Origin of the sequence: Kitasatospora sp. NPDC056184 (assembly GCF_042268405.1) — a bacterium.
In the GTDB taxonomy this organism is placed as follows: Bacteria; Actinomycetota; Actinomycetes; order Streptomycetales; family Streptomycetaceae; genus Kitasatospora.
Genome location: NZ_JBHJUI010000014.1, coordinates 36,795 through 54,413 on the forward strand (window position 1 = coordinate 36,795; position 17,619 = coordinate 54,413).

Genomic DNA, 17,619 nt, shown 5'->3' on the forward strand with positions numbered 1-17,619 from the left:
TCAGGGCCCCGTCGCCGAGGAGGCGGCGGGGCCCTCGCCGTGCTCCGCCGGGACGGCGGCGGGGTGGCCGGGGTCGAGCGGCGGGCCGTTGGTGGGGCAGGTGTAGCGGCAGTCCGGCTCGGCCACCGGGTGCTCGTCCTCCGGGGCCAGCACATTGCCGTGGACGGCGACCAGCGCGGTCACCCCGCCGGCCACGAGCAGCCCGGCGCAGATCAGCATCGCGGTGCGGAAGGCGGAGTCGACCGCGTCCGGCACCCGGTAGGCGTCCCCGCTCAGGCCGGCCAGCGAGGGCAGCGCGGCGACCGCCAGCAGGCCGGCCGCCCGGGCCGCGGCGTTGTTGACCCCGCTGGCGATGCCCGCGTGCCGCACGTCCACCGCCGCCAGCACGGTGGCGGTCAGCGGTGCCACCAGCAGCACCATGCCGAAGCCCATCACCGCCACCGCGGGCAGCACGTCCGTCCAGTACGAGGCGCCGGGCCCGATCCGCAGCATCAGCAGCACGCCCACCGCGCAGAGCACCGGCCCGACGGTGAGCGGCAGCCGGGGGCCGATCCGCTTGCCCAGCCGGCCGGCCCGGGCGGACAGCACCAGCATGATCACGGTGATCGGCACCAGGGCCAGCCCGGAGACCAGCGGGGAGAAGCCGGAGACGATCTGCAGTTGCACGACCAGGAGGAAGAAGACGCCGCTGAAGGCCGCGTAGACGGCGAGGGTGACCAGGTTCACGGCGGTGAACAGCCGGGAGGAGAAGAGGCCGAGCGGCAGCATCGGCTCCGGGGTGCGGCGCTCGACCGCGATGAAGGCGGCGCCGAGCAGCAGGCCCGCGACCCCGGTGACCCAGACCGCGGCGGACACGCCCTTCCCGGCGGCGGTCAGCGCGTAGGTGACGGCGCCCAGCGCCAGGGCGGCCAGCACCGCGCCCAGCACGTCGAAGCGGCCGGTCGCGGACTCGTCCCGGCTCTCCGGCACGTGCCGGGCCGACACCGCCACCACCAGCGCCGCCAGCGGCAGGTTCAGCAGGAAGATCCAGCGCCAGCCGGGCCCGTCCACCAGCCAGCCGCCGAGCAGCGGGCCGACCGCCGCCGACACGCCGCCGAACCCCGACCAGAGGCCGACGGCCGCCGAGCGGTCGTCCGGGTGGAAGACCGCCTGGAGCATCGCCAGCGAGCCGGGGGTGAGCAGCGCGCCGCCGACGCCCTGCACGGCGCGCGCGAGGATCAGCACCTCGATGGTGGGCGCGGCGGCGCAGGCCGCGGAGGCGGCGGCGAACCAGACCACGCCGAGCAGGAAGACCCGGCGCCGGCCGTACCGGTCGCCGAGCGCGCCGCCGAGCAGGATCAGGCCCGCCAGGGTGAGCAGATACGCGTTGAGCGTCCATTGCAGGGCGTCGAGTTGGGCGCCGAGGTCGGCGCCGATCCGGGGCAGCGCGACGTTCACGACGGTTCCGTCGAGCATCGCCATGCTGGAGCCGAGCACCGTCGCCAGAAGTACCCAGCGACCCTGCGCGGTGCCCAACCGCAGGGTGCCGGCCTCGGAGGTGGCCACGGCCCATGGTGAGCCCGGTGGGGCCCACGTGACAAGGGTCACCGGGGGTGTGTCGGAGGATGCCCGTTCCGTGAGTGATCGTGTGCGTACTGATTCCGACATCGGCGCAGGGTTGCGGATCACGTGCGCACCGTCAATGGATTGTGCACGTACTGTGCATGGCTTTCCTGCGGAGCGTCACGGCATTGCGGACTTTGGTCCCGGGGCGCGGAGATCGACATTGCTTCACCCGAACGGATGGGTTTTAGTTCAGCGACCGCCCGGCGTCAGCCCGGGTGGCCACCGGGTGGAACGCCTAGTCCTGCCGCTGCCCGGTGGTACGCAACGAACTCTGTACGGCAGGAGCGGGGGACCCACAGGTAAGTCGCCGGACCCGGAATTTCCCGCGGTCCGGCTTGGGGTGAAGCCGCCATTGTGCGCGGCCGGGCAACTCCAGCCCGAACCCGACAGCTCACCTCGCAGGCGTCGGAGAGGACATTTCCATGCCCGCACAGGCTCGTCGTATCGCCCTGCCCCGCGCCGCCCGCATCGGCATCGCCACCGCTGTCACCGGTGCCGCCTTCGCCCTCCCGCTGGTGACCACCGTCACCGCCCAGGCCCACGAGGTCCCCGCCGCGAAGGCCGCCGCTCCGGCCGCCGCCCCGGCCGCGCAGTCCGCGCCGGCCGCCGCTCCGGCCGCCCCGGCCGCGCAGTCCGCGCCGGCCGCCGCTCCGGCCGCCCCGGCCGAGGAGAGCTACAAGGTCGTCGGCGGGGACACCCTGTCGAAGATCGCCACCGCGAAGAACGTCGAGGGCGGCTGGCAGGCGCTGTACGAGCACAATCGCTCGGTCGTCGGCGCCAACCCGAACCTGATCTTCCCGGGCCAGCAGCTCGCGCTCGGCACCAAGGCCGCCCCGGCCGCTCCGGCCGCCAAGCCGGCCGCGCCCGCCGCGAAGCCCGCCGCGCCCGCCACCAAGTCGGCCGCCCCGGCCGCGAAGCCGGCTGCTCCGGCCGCCAAGCCCGCCGCTCCGGCGACCAAGCCGGCCGCCCCGGCCGTCAAGCCCGCCGTCCAGCCCGTCGTCGCCCCGGTGACCGCGACCCCGGTCGTCGCCGCCACCTCCGGCTACGTCGCCCCGCTGGCCAACCCGAAGCTCGGCACCGCCTACGGCGTGGCCGGCTCGATGTGGTCCTCCGGCCACCACACCGGCGCCGACTTCGTCGCGGCCACCGGCACCCCGCTGCGCGCCATCGCGAACGGCACCGTGGTGAAGGCCGGCAACGGCGGCGCCTACGGCAACGAGGTCGAGATCAAGCTCGCCGACGGCAAGTACGCCCAGTACGCGCACCTGTCCTCGATCGGCGTCAAGGTCGGCCAGGCCGTCACCGCCGGCCAGCAGATCGGCCTCTCCGGTGCCACCGGCAACGTGACCGGCCCGCACCTGCACTTCGAGGTCCGCACCGGCTCGGAGTACGGCTCGGACATCGACCCGATCGCCTACCTGCGGGCGCACGGCGTCGCGATCTGACCCTCCGGTCGGATCCTCTCCACCACCGCTGGGTGCGGGGCGAAACGACTCCCCCGGAATGGTCATGTCGGGTGACCGCTCGACCGGGTGATCGCCGTACCTCCAGTGGATCGACGGGCGCGGGACACGCCCGTCCGGCCGGCCCGGCTCGCGAGACCTCCCTCGCGAGCCGGGCCGGCTGCCGTCGTTCACCCGTTCACCCGTTCGCCGAGCCTCCTCGAACGGGGCGGGTCCTGGTCGAACACGGCGTCAACCCGGCGGTGGTGATGCCGGATCACCCCTCGTTGCGGCCCCTTCGCCGCGCCCCCGATGCTGTCGGGCAGTCACCGCCCGACCGGACCGGCGGGCGGCACAGTCACGGCGGGTGAAGGGGGCCGGATGGCCATCCAGCGCGGGGACGCGGTCGAGGACGCGGGGCGGCGGCCGGGGGCGGGGGTGGGGGTGGACCGGCTGAAGGCGGGCTCGGTCGGGCTGCCGGGCGTGGTGTTCATGGCGGTCGCCACGGCGGCGCCGATCACCGCGATGACCGGCAACCTCCCGATCGTCATCGGCCAGGGCAACGGTGCCGGCGCGCCCGCCGCGTACGTCTTCGCGACCCTGGTGCTCACCGTCTTCTCGGTCGGCTACGTGGCGATGGCCCGTCACCTCACCGCGGCCGGGGCCTTCTACGGCTACATCTCGCACGGGCTGGGCCGGGTGCTCGGGATGGCCTCGGGGCTGCTGGCCCTGCTCGCCTACATCGTCTTCGAGGCGGCGGTGATCGGCTTCTTTGCGTACGCGCTGCGCGGGCTGGTCGCGGCGCGGTCGGGGGTGGAACTGCCCTGGGGCTGGTACGCGGCGCTCGGGCTGCTGGTGATCGCGGTGACGGCCTGGTTCGACCTGCACCTGACCGCGCGGGTGCTCGGGGTGGCGCTGGTGCTGGAGGTCGCCGTGCTGGGCGCGGTCGCGCTGGCGGTGCTGTTCACCGGTGGCGGGCCGGACGGGATCGCCGGGGAGTCGCTCGATCCGCTGAACGCCTTCCGCGGCGTGGCCGGGACGGGGACGGGCGGTGCCGGGCTGGGGATGTTCTTCGCGTTCTGCTCCTGGGTCGGCTTCGAGTCCACGGCGATGTACGGCGAGGAGTCCCGGGACCCGAAGCGGGTCGTGCCGAGGGCGACGCTGATCGCGGTGGTCGGGGTCGGGGTGTTCTACGTCTTCGTCTCCTGGATGATCGTCTCCGGCAACGGCGTGCGGCGCGCGGTCGACGTCGCCGAGGGCCTGGTCCCGGGCAAGGACGGCAACAGCCTCTTCTTCGACCCGCTCGGCGCACACCTCGGCGGCTGGGCGGTCACGGTGTTCCAGTGGCTGGTGGTGAGCGGTTCCTTCGCCTGCGCGATGGCCTTCCACCAGTGCGCGGCCCGGTACCTGTACGCGATCGGGCGCGAGGGCTTCCTCCACCCCGCGCTCGGACGCACCCATCCGCGGCACGGCTCGCCGCACGTCGCCTCGCTGGTCCAGTCGGTGGTCGCGGCGGCGCTGGTGGCCGGGTTCCTGGCAGCCGGGATGGACCCGTACGCGCACCTCTACACGCTGCTGGCGCTGCTGGGGACGATGGCGATCCTGATCGTGCAGACGCTCTGCTCGTTCGCGGTGGTCGGGTGGTTCCACGTGCAGGGGCGGCACCCGGAGACCCGGCACTGGTTCCGGACGCTGGTCGCGCCGCTGGTCGGCGGCGTGGCGATGGCGGGGGTGGTGGCCCTGCTGGTGGTCAACAGGGGCGCCGCCGCCGGGGCGGCCGCCGGCAAGCTGCTCTTCCGGCTGATCCCGTACCTGGTGATCGGCACCTTCCTGGGCGGGACCGGGCTGGCCCTGTGGATGCGCGCCCGCCGGCCGGAGCGGTACGCCCGGATGGGGCGGATCGTCCTGGAGGACGCGGTGGAGCGCTCCGACGACGCCGCCCCGGTGCAGGCCTGACGGCGTGTCGGCCGCCGGTGCCTCAGCGGTGGCGGGCGGGCAGCACCTGCTCGGCGGCGGCCACCAGCTGGTGCACCCGGTGGCCGAACTCGTCGGCGTCGCGGGCCGGTTCGGGGAAGACCAGGCGGACGTCGCGGTGGCCGTGCGGGTGGTCCAGACGGAGCACCAGGCCGTACCGGTCCAGGGCGAGCGGGCGGACGGCGGGGTGGGCGGCGAGCAGGTCCGGGTCGATCAGGCGGGTGAGCACGGCGAGTGCGTCGGGGTGGCCGTCGGCCAGGTGGGTGAGCAGGCCGGCCTCGTAGCGGGCCAGCGGGTCGGGGGCGGCGGCCGCGAGGTCGGCGCCGGTGATCGCGGTGGTGCCGTACGGGGTGGAGAGCACCGCGTGGGCGACGTCCAGGCGGAGGTGGACGCTGAGGCCGTCGTCGGCGAGGTGGGCGAGGTGGAGCCGGCCGGCCAGGGTGAGGCGGCCGCGGACCCGGTCGCGGACGGCCACCGGGGCGATGTCGGTGAGGTCGAGCACGACGGCGAGGCCGTCCTGCTCGCGGGCGGCGGCGACGGTCAGCGGGGCGTCGAGCGGGGCGCGCAGCCGCAGCCGGGAGCCGTGCACAGAGACGGGGGTGGTGAGCTCGTGCTGCTCGCCGCAGGCCCGGAGGACCACCGAGGCGGCGGCGGTGAGCAGGCCGGCGATCCGCTCGGCGGCGCTCGGCTCCGGGATCTCGGCGGTCTCGGGGATCTCGGGAATCTCGGCGTCGAGGGGGTGCGGGCTCATGGGTTCGGGACCTCCGGCTGGCTGCCTGCCTGTTGGTTAGGTGAGCCTAACCTAACGATCCGGGGGGAGGGAGGGCAAGGCGCCGGGGCGGGCGGATGCGCGAAGGGCCCGGACGCGAGGTCCGGGCCCTTCGGCTGCGCGGCGGGATCAGGCGACGACGGCCTGGGCGTCGATCTCCACCAGCATCGGCTCCTGCGGCAGCTCGACGAAGATCGTGGTGCGGCACGGCTTCACGCCGCCCGGCGCGATGTTCTCGTCGATGAACTCGGCGTAGACCTCGTTCATCAGCGGGAAGTCGGCGCGCTTGGTGAGGTACACCCGGAACATCACCACGTCCTCGATGGTGGCGCCGCCCGCCTCGACGATCGCCTTGACGTTCTCCAGCGTGCGGCGGGTCTGCGCCTTCACGTTGCCGTGGTACAGGTACTCGCCGGTGGCCGGGTCCTGCGGGCCCTGGCCGGAGACCTGGAGGATCGGGCCCTTGCGGACGCCCTGGGAGAACATCCAGGCCGGGGCGGGGGCGCCGTCGGTGCGGATCTCGGTCTTGTCGCTCATGCGGGTGTGTTCGCTTCCTCGGTGGGGTGCGGTCGGGGTGGGAACGGTCCGGGGGACCAGGGGTGGTTCGGGGGTCAGGGGTGGTGCGGGGTCTGGCCGCAGTCGGCGGAGATCGCCCGGGTGGTGGCGAGCAGCTGCGGCAGCAGCTCCAGCACCTGCTCGTACGGGAGCACCACGTCCGGGACGGAGATCGAGGCGGCGGCGACCACCCGGCCGCTGGCGTCCCGGATCGGCGCGGCCACGCAGTTGATGAAGGCCTCGTGCTCGGCGTGGTCCTGCGCCCAGCCCTGGACGGCGACCTTCTCCAGCTCCGCGAGCAGCGCCTCGGGCGTGGCCAGGGTGCGGGGGGTGTGCGGGACGAAGTCGATCCCGGCGACCACCCGGCGGCGCTCCGGCGCGGGCAGGTCGGCCAGCAGCACCTTGGAGACGGCGGCGCTGTGCAGGGCGGCGCGCAGGCCGATCCGCGAGTACATCCGCACCGGGTGGCGGGAGTCGTACTTGTCGATGTAGACCACCTCGCCGCCCTCGTACGCGGCCAGGTGCACGGTCTGGCCGGTGGCGGCGTTCAGCTCGGCGAGGTGCGGGGCGGCGATCCGGCGCACCCCGCGCTGTTCGAGGGCCAGGCCGGAGAGCGCGAACAGGCCGGCGCCCAGGTGGTAGCGGTAGCCCGCGTCCCGGTAGACGAATCGTTCCTCTTCGAGGGACTGGAGCAGGCGCAGCACGGTCGTCTTGTGCACACCGAGCACCTCGGCCAGCTGGTCCAGGGAACGCTCGCCCTCGCCGAGTTCGGCGAGGATGCGCAGGGCGCGGGTGACGGTCTGGCTCATGGTGCTCCAAGGGCCGGGGCGGCGGCCGGTCGAGGGTCGGCGGCACCGCCCCCGGGGGCGGCGGTCTCCGTGGTGTGCGCGGGGGCGCCCGGTGCGGACAGGACAGGAGACACGATGCCATCCGCCGAGACCCGGGTGGCCGCCCAGTCCTCCGGTGCGGCGTCGAGCAGGGCGGCGACCACCTCGGCGGGCGGCAGCTCGGCCTGGTCGCCGTGCGCGGTCAGCGCGCAGGCGGCGCTCAGGTGGCCCAGCCGCAGACGGCGCCGCTGGTCGAGGCCGCGGACGGTGCCGGCCAGGTAGCCGGCCGCGAACGCGTCCCCCGCACCGGTCGCCTCGACCACCTCGACGGCCAGCGCCGGTTCGGAGACCGCGGTGCCGTCGCGCCCGACCGCGGTGACCACCCGGGCGGCGTCCTTGACCACCAGGGTGGCGGGGGAGGGGAAGCGCTCGCGCAGCGCGTGCGGGTCGCCGGTGCCGAAGGCCGCCTCGGCCTCGTCGGCGCCGAGCAGCAGCAGATCGGCGGCGTCCAGCAGCGGCGGCAGCACCGAGGGGTCGCGCTCGCGCCAGAGCGCGGGGCGCCAGTTGAGGTCGAAGCTGACCAGCCGGCCGGGGCGGCGGTCGGCGAGCAGGGCGCGGGTCAGCGCGAGGCAGTCGTCGGAGAGGGCGGCGGTGATGCCGGACAGGTGCAGCAGCCTGGCTCCGGCCAGCAGCCGGGCGGCGGCCGGGTCGGTCAGCAGCGCGGGCGAGAGCGCGGCGGCGGCCGAGCCGCGCCGGTGGTAGTGCAGCCGGCTGCGGCCGGGGCCGAGGTCGTGGCGCCCGCCGGTGTGGCCGCCGACCTCCTTGAGGTAGACGCCGGTCGGGCGGTGCGGGTCGACCGCGACCGCGGAGACGTCCACCCCTCGGGCGGCCAGTTCGCCGAGCAGGCGGCGGCCGAAGCCGTCGTCGCCGACCCGGCTGATCCAGGCGCTGGGCACCCCCAGGGCGGTCAGGGCGCCGGCCACGTTGGACTCGGCGCCGCCGACCGAGAGGCTGAAGTTCTCCACGGACTCCAGCGGTCCGGGCCGGTCCGGGAGGAGGGCGGCCATCGACTCGCCCACGCAGACAGCCAGCGGGGCCGGGCGGGCCGCGGGGCCGGCTTCCGGGGCGTCGACGGCGGATGCCGGGCCGGGGGCGGGCGGGGCGGCCGCCGGACGGCCGGGCAGTGGGGTGCCCGGGCTCACGGCGGCGTCCTGGCGTGGCATCTGCTGGGCTCCTCGGAGTGGTGCGGCCCGGCCGGGTGGGGGTGCTGTGGCGAGCCTGCCTGACCCGCGTGCGGCGGGCGGCTGTCGTTGACCTTCGTCCGGCGCCGATGCTAGAACCGTGTTGCCAGCATGTGCAACCCTCATTGCGCATGTTGCAACATGGCAGATGGAGGAAGACGGTGGACCAGACCTTCGCAAGCAGCGGCACCGGCCCCGGCCTCGACACCCGAGCGGTGGCGGCGCTGGCCGAGGAGGTGCTCGACTGGCGGTTCAAAGCGCTGCCCCCGGCCGCCGCGGGGCTGACCGTCCGCCAGTACCTGGCCACCGGCCCCGGCCTCGCCGACCTCGGCACCCCGCTGCTCACCCTCGACGCGGGCGCGCTCGACCACAACCTGCGCACCATGGCCCGCTGGTGCGCCGACGCCGGCGTGGCGCTCGCCCCGCACGGCAAGACCACCATGGCACCCGCGCTCTGGCAGGCGCAGCTGGCCGCCGGCAGCCACGGCATCACCCTCGCCAACCTGCCGCAGCTGCGGGTCGCCCGGGCCTTCGGTGTGCGGCGGGTGCTGCTCGCCAACTCCCTGCTCGACCCGGCGGGCCTGCGCTGGCTGGCGGGCGAGCTGGCCGCCGACCCGGACTTCGCCTTCGCCTGCTGGGTGGACTCCGTCGAGAGCGTCCGGCTGATGGACGAGGCGCTGCGCACGGCCGGGGCCGAGCGCCCGGTCGAGGTGCTGGTCGAACTCGGCGGCCCGGGCGGGCGCACCGGTGCGCGCGGCGTCGACGCGGCGGTGGAGATCGCCGCCGCCGCCGGGAGCGCGCCGACCCTCCGGCTGGCCGGCATCGGCGGCTACGAGGGCGCCCTGGCGCACGACGCGAGCGAGGGCGGCCTCGCCGCCGTGCGCGGCTACCTGCGGTCGCTGGCCGAGCTGCACGGGCGGCTGGCCGGCCGGTACGCGGACGGGGCCGCGCCGGTGGTGACGGCCGGCGGCAGCGCCTACTTCGACCTGGTGGCCGAGGAGCTGGCCGCGCTGCCGGAGGCCTTCGTGGTGCTGCGCTCGGGCGCGTACATCGCGCACGACGACGGCTTCTACCGGGGGATCTCACCGCTCGCCCGCGGGGCCGGAGACGACGGCGGGGCACTGCGCGCCGCGCTGCACGGCTGGGCCCGGGTGGTGTCCCGGCCGGAGCCGCAGCTGGCCCTGCTGGACGCGGGCAAGCGCGACCTGCCCTTCGACGAGGGCCTGCCGGAGCCGCAGTCCGTGCGCGGCGGCGCGCCGCTGACGGGCACGGCGGCGCGGATCACCGCGCTCAACGACCAGCACGCCTTCCTGCGCGACGCGGGCGACCTCGCCCCGGTCGGCGCCGTGCTGCGGCTCGGGATCTCGCACCCGTGCACCGCCTTCGACAAGTGGGCGCTGATCCCGGTGCTGGACGACGCCTCGGCGGCCGAACCGAAGGTCACCGGCCTGGTCAGGACGTTCTTCTGATGGGCGGGGAACCGGTCGGCGCGGGGAGCGGCGGCACGCCCGCCGGCGGCCGCGGCGCGGTGCTCCGGGGGACGGTGCTCCGGGGGACGGTGTTCCGGGGCGCCACCGTCGTCGACGGGACGGGCGCCGGGCGCTACCGGGCCGACGTCCGGATCGCCGACGGGCTGATCGTGGAGGTCGCCGGCGCCGGAGCGGCGGGCGGCGCGGCCCGGACGGTGGACGCGGACGGGCTGGTGCTGGCCCCCGGGTTCATCGACATGCACGCCCACTCGGACCTCGCCCTGCTGCGCGAACCCGAGCACCCGGCCAAGGTCACCCAGGGCGTGACCTGCGAGGTCCTCGGCCAGGACGGCCTCTCCTACGCGCCGGTCGACGACACCACGCTGCCCGCGCTGCGCCGCCAGATCGCCGGCTGGAACGGCGATCCGGACGGCTTCGCCTGGGACTGGCGGACCGTCGGCGGCTATCTGGACCGGCTCGACCGGACCGGCCCCGCCGTCAACGCCTGCTACCTGGTGCCGCACGGCTCGCTGCGGATGCTCGCCATGGGCTGGGACAACCGCGCCCCGAGCGGGGCCGAACTCGACCGGATGCGCGAGCTGCTGGCGCAGGGCCTGGCCGAGGGCGCGGTCGGCATGTCCAGCGGCCTGACGTACACCCCCGGGATGTACGCCGGGACGGAGGAGCTGGTGGAGCTCTGCCGGGTGGTCGCCGGGTACGGCGGCTTCCACGCGCCGCACCAGCGCTCGTACGGCGCGGGCGCGTTGGAGGGGTACGCGGAGATGGTCGAGATCGCCCGGCGGTCCGGCTGCCCGCTCCACCTCACCCACGCCACCATGAACTTCGGCGTCAACGAGGGCCGGGCCGGCGAGCTGCTGGACCTGGTCGACCGGGCGCTCGACGAGGGCGTGGACCTCACCCTGGACAGCTACCCCTACCTGCCCGGCTCCACCACCCTGGCGGCGCTGCTGCCGAGTTGGGCCACCGAGGGCGGCCCGCAGGCCACCCTGGAGCGGCTCGGCGACCCGGCGGCGCGCGAGCGGATCCGCTACGAGGTGGAGGAGAAGGGCAGCGACGGCTGCCACGGCGTGGTCACCGACTGGGCCACCATCCAGCTCTCCGGCGTCGGCGCCCCCGAACTCGCCGACGCGGTCGGCCGGACCGTCGCCGAACTCGCCGCCGACCAGGGCCGCAGCGGCACCGAGGTCTTCCTCGACCTGCTGCTCCGGGACGGGCTGGCCACCACCATCCTCCAGCACGTCGGCCACGAGGAGAACGTCCGGGCGATCATGCGCCATCGCGCGCACACGGTCGGCAGCGACGGGCTGCTGGTCGGCGCCCGGCCGCACCCGCGCGCCTGGGGCACCTTCCCGCGCTACCTGGCCCGCTACGTCCGGGAGTCGGGCGTCCTGACGCTGGAGGAGGCGGTCGCCCGGATGACCGGCCGGCCGGCCGCCCGGCTGCGGCTGCACCGGCGCGGGCGGATCGCCACCGGGTACCACGCCGACCTGGTCCTGTTCGACCCCGAGCGGGTCCGGGACACCGCCACCTTCGAGCAGCCCAGACGGCCCGCCGCGGGCATCGAGCACGTCTACGTGAACGGCACCGCCGTCGTCGACCGGGGCCGGGCCACGGGTGCGCGCCCCGGCCGGGCGCTGCGCCGGACCGGGCGGGGGGCGGAGGCCGGATGAGCTCCGAGCGCGGCGGTGTGCCCGCCGACCTCGACGCCCCGGGTGAGACACCCGCGTGCGACACCCCCCTGAATGCAGAGTGCCCTGTGAATCCGAGCGATTGGACACCGACCCCGTGAATCCGAACCCCGTGCATGCGAGCAGCCCGGCTCCCGTGAACCGGAAGGCCCCCGCCGAGGCCGTGGTGGCGGAGGCGCGGGCCGCGCTCGCCGCCGAGCCGGTGATCGCGGTCGTCCGCGCCCCGCGGATACCGGACGCCGCCGCGCTCTGCGCCGCGCTGGCGGAGGGCGGCATCACCTGGACCGAATTCACCTTCACCACGCCGGATGTGACGACCCATCTGGAAAAGGCGGCGCAGGCCGGCCACCGGGTGGGCGTCGGTACGGTGCTCACCGCCGAGCAGGCCGGGGCCGGCCTCGCCGCCGGTGCGTCGTTCCTGGTCACCCCCGGCCTGCGGCCCGAGGTGGCGGACGCCGCGCACGCCGCCCGGGTCCCGGTGATCCTCGGCGCGCTCACCGCGACCGAGGTGGCCCAGGCGGTGGACCTCGGCGCGGCCGCCGTGAAGATCTTCCCGGCCCGGGCCTTCGGCCCCGGGTACTTCAAGGACCTGCGCGGGCCGTACCCGGACGTTCCGCTGGTCGCCTCCGGCGGCGTCAACGCGGGCAACGCGGCGGAGTTCCTGGCCCACGGCGCGCTGGCGGTCTGCGCCGGGACGGACGTGGTGGCGCCGGAGGTGGTCGCGGCCGGGGACTGGGCCGAGGTCACCCGCCGGGCGCGGGCGTTCACCGAGGCCTGCGCGGCCCGTTAGCGCCGGTTGCCGGTTGCCGGTTGCCGGTCCCGGGTGCGGGGGCGGCCCGGCCGCCGCCGCCCGGTTCCGGCGGCTTCCGCGGGTCACGGCGGGGCCCGGCGGGTCCCGGTGGCCGGGTGGGAACGGGTGGGAACGGGCGGGAGGCAGGGGCGCGGGGGAGCGGAAGGGGCTCGGGAGGGCGCGCGGAACGGCCCGGGGCTGCTTCCGGGAACCGCGCCGCGGGTCACCGGGAGTGGCCTGGCCGGACTGTCGGGGCGGCCGCGCTTCGACGAGAATCGGTAGCCCCCGGCACCCGGCAGGAGGATCCCACCCATGACCTCGACCCGCCCCGGCCCCGCGTGGCTGAACGACGCCGTGCTCTACCAGATCTACCCCCAGACCTTCGCCGACTCCGACGGCGACGGCATCGGCGACTTCGCGGGCATCACCGAGCACCTCGACCACCTCGCCTGGCTGGGCGTGGACACGGTCTGGCTGAACCCGTGCTTCGCCTCGCCGTTCCGCGACGCGGGGTACGACGTCTCCGACTACGCCACCCCCGCCCCGCGCTACGGCACCGCCGCGGACCTCGCCGCCCTCGTCGAGGCGGCCCGGCGCAAGGGCGTCCGGGTCCTGCTGGACCTGGTCGCCGGCCACACGTCCGACCAGCACCCCTGGTTCCGGGCCTCGGCGCAGGACCCGTCCGACCACCGCTACATCTGGTCCGAGCGGCCGGTGGACGGCTTCGTCGCCTCCCCCGGCAGCCGGGCCGGCTGGTACCGGCCGAACTTCTTCGACTGCCAGCCGGCGCTCAACTTCGGCTACGCGCGCGAGAACCCGGACGAGCCCTGGCGCCAGCCGGTGGACGCCGAGGGCCCGCGCGCCAACCGCGCCGCGCTGCACGGGATCATGGCCCACTGGCTCGGCCTCGGCGTGGCGGGCTTCCGGGTCGACATGGCGTCCTCGCTGGTCAAGGACGACCCCGGCTTCGTCGAGACCGGCAAGCTCTGGACCGAACTGCGCGACTGGCTCGACCGCGACCACCCGCAGGCCGCCCTGTTCGCCGAGTGGGGCGACCCGGCCGCCGCCGTCGCCGCCGGCTTCCACGCCGACTTCTTCCTCCAGTTCGGCGGCGCGGACCACGGCCTGCCGCTGCGCTCGCTGTGGAACAACAACGCCGGGACGGTCGAGGAGTACTGGAAGCAGGACCCGTGCTACTTCGAGGCCGAGGGGCGCGGTACGCCGCAGGTGTTCCTGGACGCCTGGCGCGCGGCGGCCGAGCTGACCGAGGGCGCCGGGCACATCGCCCTGCCCACCGCCAACCACGACTTCTCCCGGCTGGCCACCGGTCCGCGCACCGCCGACCAGCTCGCCCCGGCCTTCGCGCTGCTGCTCACGTGGCCGACCCTGCCGGCGGTCTACTACGGCGACGAGATCGGCATGCGGTACGTGCCGGACCTGCCGGACACCGAGGGCAGCGTGCTCGGCCCGACGTACAACCGGGCCGGCTCGCGCACGCCGATGCAGTGGACGCCCGGCCCGAACGCGGGCTTCTCGACGGCGCCCGCCGAGCGGCTCTACCTGCCGGTCGACCCGGACCCGCACCGGCCGGACGTCGCCACCCAACGGGCCGACCCGACCTCGCTGCTGCACACCGTGCGGCGGCTGATCGCCCTGCGCCGGGCGCATCCGGGCCTGGGCACGCGGGGCGCGGTGGAGGTGCGGCACGCCGGGTACCCGCTGGTGTACACCCGGGCCGGACGCTACCTGGTGGCGGTCAACCCGCGGCGGGAGCCGGCGGCCGTCCCGGTGGACGTGGCGCTCCGCGGGTTCGGCCGGGCGCGGCCGCTGGACGTCCAGGGCGTGCGGGTCGACGCCGGGGGCGAGCTGGTGGCGGAGGGCTTCTCGTACGGCGTGTTCGAGCTGGAGTAGCGCCACCCGGGTAGCGGGCGCGCGGCGGGTGTGAGACCTCGATCACCGGGGGCGGACTTCGGTCCGCCCCCGAAGCGGTTGTAGACTGCATCCAGATGGTTGCATTTACCACCCATTGCCACGAGGGTGGCCGGAGGACGGATCGAACCCCATGAGCACACCCAGGACGACCGCCGCCACAGCTCCCGCTCCGGGGCACGCGCTCAAGCACCTGGCGGTCCACCTGCTCACCCCGCTGCTGATGTGCCTCGGCATGGCGCTCGCCTACCAGGGCGCCTTCCACCAGCCCGAGCCGCACCACCTGAAGGTCGCCGTCGTCGGCACCACGCCGCAGGCGCGGGAGCTGGCCGGCGCGGTGCAGGGCGCGGCGGGCGACGCGCTGGACGTCGCCACACTGCCCGACCGCGCCACCGCCGAGCAGCAGCTGCGCGACCGCGACCTGGTCGGCGCGTTCCTGCCGGACCCGGGCCACCCGGAACTGCTGGTCGCCAAGGCCAACTCGGACACCTCGGCGATGGCGGCCGAGAAGGTGTTCCAGCGGGTCGCCGGACAGCAGGGCCTGCCGCTGGCCGTCACCGACCTCACGACCCCGAGCGAGGGCGACCCGACCGGCCAGGGCCTGTTCTTCCTGCTGGTCGCGCTCAGCATCGGCTCCTACGGCAGCGTCGCCGTGATCGGCGCGGCCGGCGCGGCGCTGCGCATGCGGACCCGGGTCCTGGTCGGCCTCGGCGTCTCGCTGGCGGTGAGCCTGATCGGGATCGTCACCGCCGGGCCGGTCTTCCACGTGGTGGACCACGACCTGGCCGGGGTCTGGGCGCTGGGCTGGCTGTACGCGGCCGGGGTGATCGGCATCGGCATCGGCCTGCACGGCTTCCTCAAGCGGTGGACCACGCTGGCCATGATGGTGCTGTTCGTGATGCTGAACTTCACCAGCTCGGGCGGTGTCTACCGGCCGGACCTGCAGAACGGGTTCTTCGGCGGGCTGCACTCCTTCTGGACCGGCGCGGGCTTCCTGGAGGGCGCGCGCAGCCTGCTGTACTTCGACGGCGGCGCCGGGTTCGGCGGGAACCTGCTGGTGCTGGCACTCTGGCTGGTGGCCGCGGGCGTGCTGGTGGCCGGCGCGGCGCTGTACGAGCGGCGCGGCCGGGCGGCGGCGGGGGCGAGTCCGGCGGGCCGGGACGTCGAGGGCTCCGAGGGCTCCGAGGCCTCCGAGGAGGAGCTGGAGGAGTCGGCGGTCGCGGTCTGACCACGGCCCGGAAGGCTTCACCGGGCGCCGTGGGCATCGGCGACCGGTGGGGACCGGAGGTCCGCGGCCGGCCCTGGACAAGCCGGTCGCGGGCCTCGTCGTCGGTGCTGCGGCCGGGGGCCGACCGGGGGATCCTCACCGTGGTGCTGCCCGGCGGCGCCGGGGCGGCCCGGGGTGGCGTGCTCTGCTGACGGAGGCCGCAGCCCGGCCGTCCGCCACCTCCCGAGGAGTACCGCCGTGCCCCGACCGTTCCGCCGCCCCGCCCGACCGGCCCCGGCCGCCCTGCTGTCCGGCGCGTCGGCCGCCGTTCTCGCGCTGGCGCTGCTCGCCGCCACGCCGGCCGTGGCGGTGGCGCCGCCGCTCTCCGACCCCCGGATCGTCGCCCACTTCGACATCGCCGAGCACCTCCAGCCCGAGAACATCGCCCTGGAACCCGACGGCTCGGTGGACCTCACCTTCTCCCTGGCCCGCCAGGTCGGCCGGGTCGACCCGGACGGCCGGCTCACCGTCCTGGCCACCCTGCCCGCGCCCGAGCACCCGGCGACCCCCGTGCTCGGCGCCGCCGTCGTCTCAGGCCTGGCCCGCGCCCACGACGGCACGCTGTACTTCACCTACGCCACCGGTACCGAGGACCTCACCGGCCTCTGGCGGCTCTGCCCGGGCGGCGAGCCCGAGCGGATCGCCGCGTTCCCCGCGGACGGCCTGCCCAACGGCCTCGCGCTGGACGAGCACGCGGGCGTGCTCTACTCCGCCGACTCGGTGCTCGGCCTGGTCCGGGCCGTCCCGCTGGACGGCGGCGCCCCGGAGGTCTGGTCCGACGACGCCCGGCTCAAGCGGGTCACCGCCTTCGGCGCCAATGGCCTCAAGGTGCACCGCGGCGCCGTGTGGGTCGGCAACACCGACACCGGCTCCCTGCTGCGCATCCCGGTCCGCCCGGACGGCGCGGCCGGCCCGGTGGAGGTCCGCGCCACGGGCCTCGACGGGTTCGACGACTTCGCCTTCGTCGGCGCCGGGGACGACCTGCTCGCCGCGCTCAACCCCTCCAGCGAGGTCGTGCACCTCGGCGCGGACGGCACCCGTCACACGGTCCTCGACGCGGCGGACGGTCTCTCCAACCCCACCTCGGTCGCGATCGGCGGCGACACCGTGTACGTGCCGAGCGCCGCCTTCTTCACCCTGACCGACCCGAACCTGCTGGCGGCGACGCTGGAGCGGTAGCCGGGGCCGTTGTGGCGGCGCGGCGTTCCGGCGTCGCGGCCGGCCCGGTTCAGCGGCGGCCCGGGTCCAGCGGCAGCCGGGGTTCAGCGGCGGCCCGGCGCGCGGGTGAAGCAGCAGTCGCCGCAGACCCCCGCCTGCGGGCCGACCCGGTAGTACAGGCAGCAGCTGGTACGCCGGAACGCGGTGCCGCCCGGGACCCCGGTGAGGGTGCCGGTCCCGGCCAGCGGCGGGCGGTCCAGCACCTCGGCGACGAGCGCACGGGCCGGGGCGGCCGTCCCGGGGGCGCGGGCGTCCAGGACGCGCAGCGCTCCCGCCAGGGCGGAGGCCGTGTTGCCCCGCAGCAGCCCGTCGGAGAGCGGGACCGCGGCCCGGACGGCCGCCGCCAGGTCCGCCAACTGCCCCTCGACGACGGTCCGCAGGAAGCGGTCGGCGAGCGGGACCCGGTCGGCCGGGGCGGGCTCCGCCGCCGGCCGGTACGGCAGCCACAGGTCGATCGGACCCTGCTCGGGGACGCGCACCCGGGCCCGGTCGAGGCCCAGATCGGGTACCTCGCCGAGCAGCACGGCCGCGCCCAGGCCCACCGAGCAGAACCGGGCGGCCAGACCGAGGTGCAGGACGGAGGCCGCGACCCGGGGCTCGGCGGTGCCCAGCCGCCGGGCCACCTCCCGCACCCGGCGCGCCAACGGGCCGTCCGGGCCCGGGGCGTAGAACTCCCGCAGCGGCCGGTAGTCCGGCGGCGGGCCCTCGCCGGGCGCGGCGGCGGCCTCCAGGGCGAAGTACGGGCCGACGGCGGCGAGCCGGCCGTAGTCGGGTGGCGCGTCGTTCATCGGGCCGGTCCTCCTTCTCCGGGCGGGGCGGCGGGG

At 75.8% G+C, this 17,619-nt stretch carries 14 protein-coding genes and 1 riboswitch; of the genes, 8 read left to right on the top strand and 6 right to left on the bottom strand.

Going from position 1 to position 17,619, the window contains the following annotated elements:
* On the bottom strand, positions 1 to 1,647 hold the full coding sequence (locus ACFC0B_RS26115; protein WP_376090421.1) for an MFS transporter: 1,647 nt from the start codon (positions 1,645 to 1,647) through the stop codon (positions 1 to 3).
* Positions 1,648 to 1,857: 210 nt separating this feature from the next.
* Positions 1,858 to 2,025: riboswitch (cyclic di-AMP (ydaO/yuaA leader) on the top strand.
* A 2-nt stretch (positions 2,026 to 2,027) separates the two neighbouring features.
* Between ACFC0B_RS26115 and ACFC0B_RS26120 the strand changes: the two genes are divergently transcribed.
* The gene (locus tag ACFC0B_RS26120) at positions 2,028 to 3,050 is read left to right on the top strand and encodes a peptidoglycan DD-metalloendopeptidase family protein (RefSeq protein ID WP_376090424.1); all 1,023 of its coding nucleotides are present in this window, start codon (positions 2,028 to 2,030) and stop codon (positions 3,048 to 3,050) included.
* A 378-nt stretch (positions 3,051 to 3,428) separates the two neighbouring features.
* On the top strand, positions 3,429 to 5,003 hold the full coding sequence (locus ACFC0B_RS26125; RefSeq protein WP_376090427.1) for an APC family permease: 1,575 nt from the start codon (positions 3,429 to 3,431) through the stop codon (positions 5,001 to 5,003).
* A gap of 22 nt (positions 5,004 to 5,025) precedes the next feature.
* On the opposite strand, the gene ACFC0B_RS26130 is transcribed toward ACFC0B_RS26125, so the two are convergent.
* The 4 genes from ACFC0B_RS26130 to ACFC0B_RS26145 all read right to left on the bottom strand — a co-directional run bounded on the left by ACFC0B_RS26130 (position 5,026) and on the right by ACFC0B_RS26145 (position 8,395).
* Positions 5,026 to 5,772, bottom strand: coding sequence for a DUF2470 domain-containing protein (locus ACFC0B_RS26130; protein ID WP_376090430.1), 747 nt, complete (start codon positions 5,770 to 5,772; stop codon positions 5,026 to 5,028).
* Positions 5,773 to 5,919: 147 nt separating this feature from the next.
* Positions 5,920 to 6,327: a RidA family protein gene (locus tag ACFC0B_RS26135; protein ID WP_376090433.1), complete on the bottom strand. Its 408-nt coding sequence runs from the start codon at positions 6,325 to 6,327 to the stop codon at positions 5,920 to 5,922.
* Positions 6,328 to 6,401: 74 nt separating this feature from the next.
* The gene (locus tag ACFC0B_RS26140) at positions 6,402 to 7,154 is read right to left on the bottom strand and encodes an IclR family transcriptional regulator (protein WP_376090436.1); all 753 of its coding nucleotides are present in this window, start codon (positions 7,152 to 7,154) and stop codon (positions 6,402 to 6,404) included.
* Positions 7,151 to 8,395 carry a sugar kinase gene (locus tag ACFC0B_RS26145; protein ID WP_376090439.1) on the bottom strand — a complete coding sequence of 415 codons (1,245 nt, stop codon included), beginning with the start codon at positions 8,393 to 8,395 and terminating at the stop codon, positions 7,151 to 7,153. Before ACFC0B_RS26145 ends, ACFC0B_RS26140 begins: the two co-directional genes overlap by 4 nt.
* A 179-nt stretch (positions 8,396 to 8,574) precedes the next feature.
* Between ACFC0B_RS26145 and ACFC0B_RS26150 the strand changes: the two genes are divergently transcribed.
* The 6 genes from ACFC0B_RS26150 (at position 8,575) to ACFC0B_RS26175 (ending at position 16,756) form a co-directional block, all read left to right on the top strand.
* Positions 8,575 to 9,882, top strand: a complete 1,308-nt coding sequence (locus ACFC0B_RS26150) for an amino acid deaminase (RefSeq protein WP_376090442.1) — start codon at positions 8,575 to 8,577, stop codon at positions 9,880 to 9,882.
* A complete protein-coding gene (locus tag ACFC0B_RS26155; RefSeq protein ID WP_376090445.1) occupies positions 9,882 to 11,573 on the top strand; it encodes an amidohydrolase family protein in 1,692 nt (563 codons plus the stop codon). The genes ACFC0B_RS26150 and ACFC0B_RS26155 overlap by 1 nt, the downstream gene beginning before the upstream one ends.
* A gap of 154 nt (positions 11,574 to 11,727) precedes the next feature.
* Positions 11,728 to 12,381, top strand: coding sequence for a bifunctional 4-hydroxy-2-oxoglutarate aldolase/2-dehydro-3-deoxy-phosphogluconate aldolase (locus tag ACFC0B_RS26160; protein WP_376090448.1), 654 nt, complete (start codon positions 11,728 to 11,730; stop codon positions 12,379 to 12,381).
* A 312-nt stretch (positions 12,382 to 12,693) separates the two neighbouring features.
* Positions 12,694 to 14,292, top strand: a complete 1,599-nt coding sequence (locus ACFC0B_RS26165) for an alpha-amylase family glycosyl hydrolase (RefSeq protein ID WP_376090450.1) — start codon at positions 12,694 to 12,696, stop codon at positions 14,290 to 14,292.
* Positions 14,293 to 14,443: 151 nt separating this feature from the next.
* Complete coding sequence (locus ACFC0B_RS26170) at positions 14,444 to 15,538, top strand: hypothetical protein (protein ID WP_376090453.1); 1,095 nt, start codon at positions 14,444 to 14,446, stop codon at positions 15,536 to 15,538.
* Positions 15,539 to 15,775: 237 nt separating this feature from the next.
* Positions 15,776 to 16,756, top strand: coding sequence for an SMP-30/gluconolactonase/LRE family protein (locus ACFC0B_RS26175; protein ID WP_376090456.1), 981 nt, complete (start codon positions 15,776 to 15,778; stop codon positions 16,754 to 16,756).
* 83 nt (positions 16,757 to 16,839) lie between these two features.
* Here the strand turns inward: ACFC0B_RS26175 and ACFC0B_RS26180 are convergent, their stop codons facing one another.
* Positions 16,840 to 17,583, bottom strand: coding sequence for a (2Fe-2S)-binding protein (locus ACFC0B_RS26180; protein ID WP_376090459.1), 744 nt, complete (start codon positions 17,581 to 17,583; stop codon positions 16,840 to 16,842).
* Between the last annotated feature and the right edge of the window lie 36 nt (positions 17,584 to 17,619).

Excerpts from the sequence above, each read along its gene's own strand:
- ACFC0B_RS26135 (WP_376090433.1), bottom strand. The coding sequence starts at position 6,327 with ATGAGCGACAAGACCGAGATCCGCACCGACGGCGCCCCCGCCCCGGCC.
- ACFC0B_RS26120 (WP_376090424.1), top strand. The coding sequence starts at position 2,028 with ATGCCCGCACAGGCTCGTCGTATCGCCCTGCCCCGCGCCGCCCGCATC.
- ACFC0B_RS26115 (WP_376090421.1), bottom strand. The coding sequence starts at position 1,647 with ATGTCGGAATCAGTACGCACACGATCACTCACGGAACGGGCATCCTCC.
- ACFC0B_RS26125 (WP_376090427.1), top strand. The coding sequence starts at position 3,429 with ATGGCCATCCAGCGCGGGGACGCGGTCGAGGACGCGGGGCGGCGGCCG.
- ACFC0B_RS26165 (WP_376090450.1), top strand. The coding sequence starts at position 12,694 with ATGACCTCGACCCGCCCCGGCCCCGCGTGGCTGAACGACGCCGTGCTC.
- ACFC0B_RS26140 (WP_376090436.1), bottom strand. The coding sequence starts at position 7,154 with ATGAGCCAGACCGTCACCCGCGCCCTGCGCATCCTCGCCGAACTCGGC.
- ACFC0B_RS26155 (WP_376090445.1), top strand. The coding sequence starts at position 9,882 with ATGGGCGGGGAACCGGTCGGCGCGGGGAGCGGCGGCACGCCCGCCGGC.
- ACFC0B_RS26170 (WP_376090453.1), top strand. The coding sequence starts at position 14,444 with ATGAGCACACCCAGGACGACCGCCGCCACAGCTCCCGCTCCGGGGCAC.
- ACFC0B_RS26180 (WP_376090459.1), bottom strand. The coding sequence starts at position 17,583 with ATGAACGACGCGCCACCCGACTACGGCCGGCTCGCCGCCGTCGGCCCG.
- ACFC0B_RS26145 (WP_376090439.1), bottom strand. The coding sequence starts at position 8,395 with ATGCCACGCCAGGACGCCGCCGTGAGCCCGGGCACCCCACTGCCCGGC.
- ACFC0B_RS26130 (WP_376090430.1), bottom strand. The coding sequence starts at position 5,772 with ATGAGCCCGCACCCCCTCGACGCCGAGATTCCCGAGATCCCCGAGACC.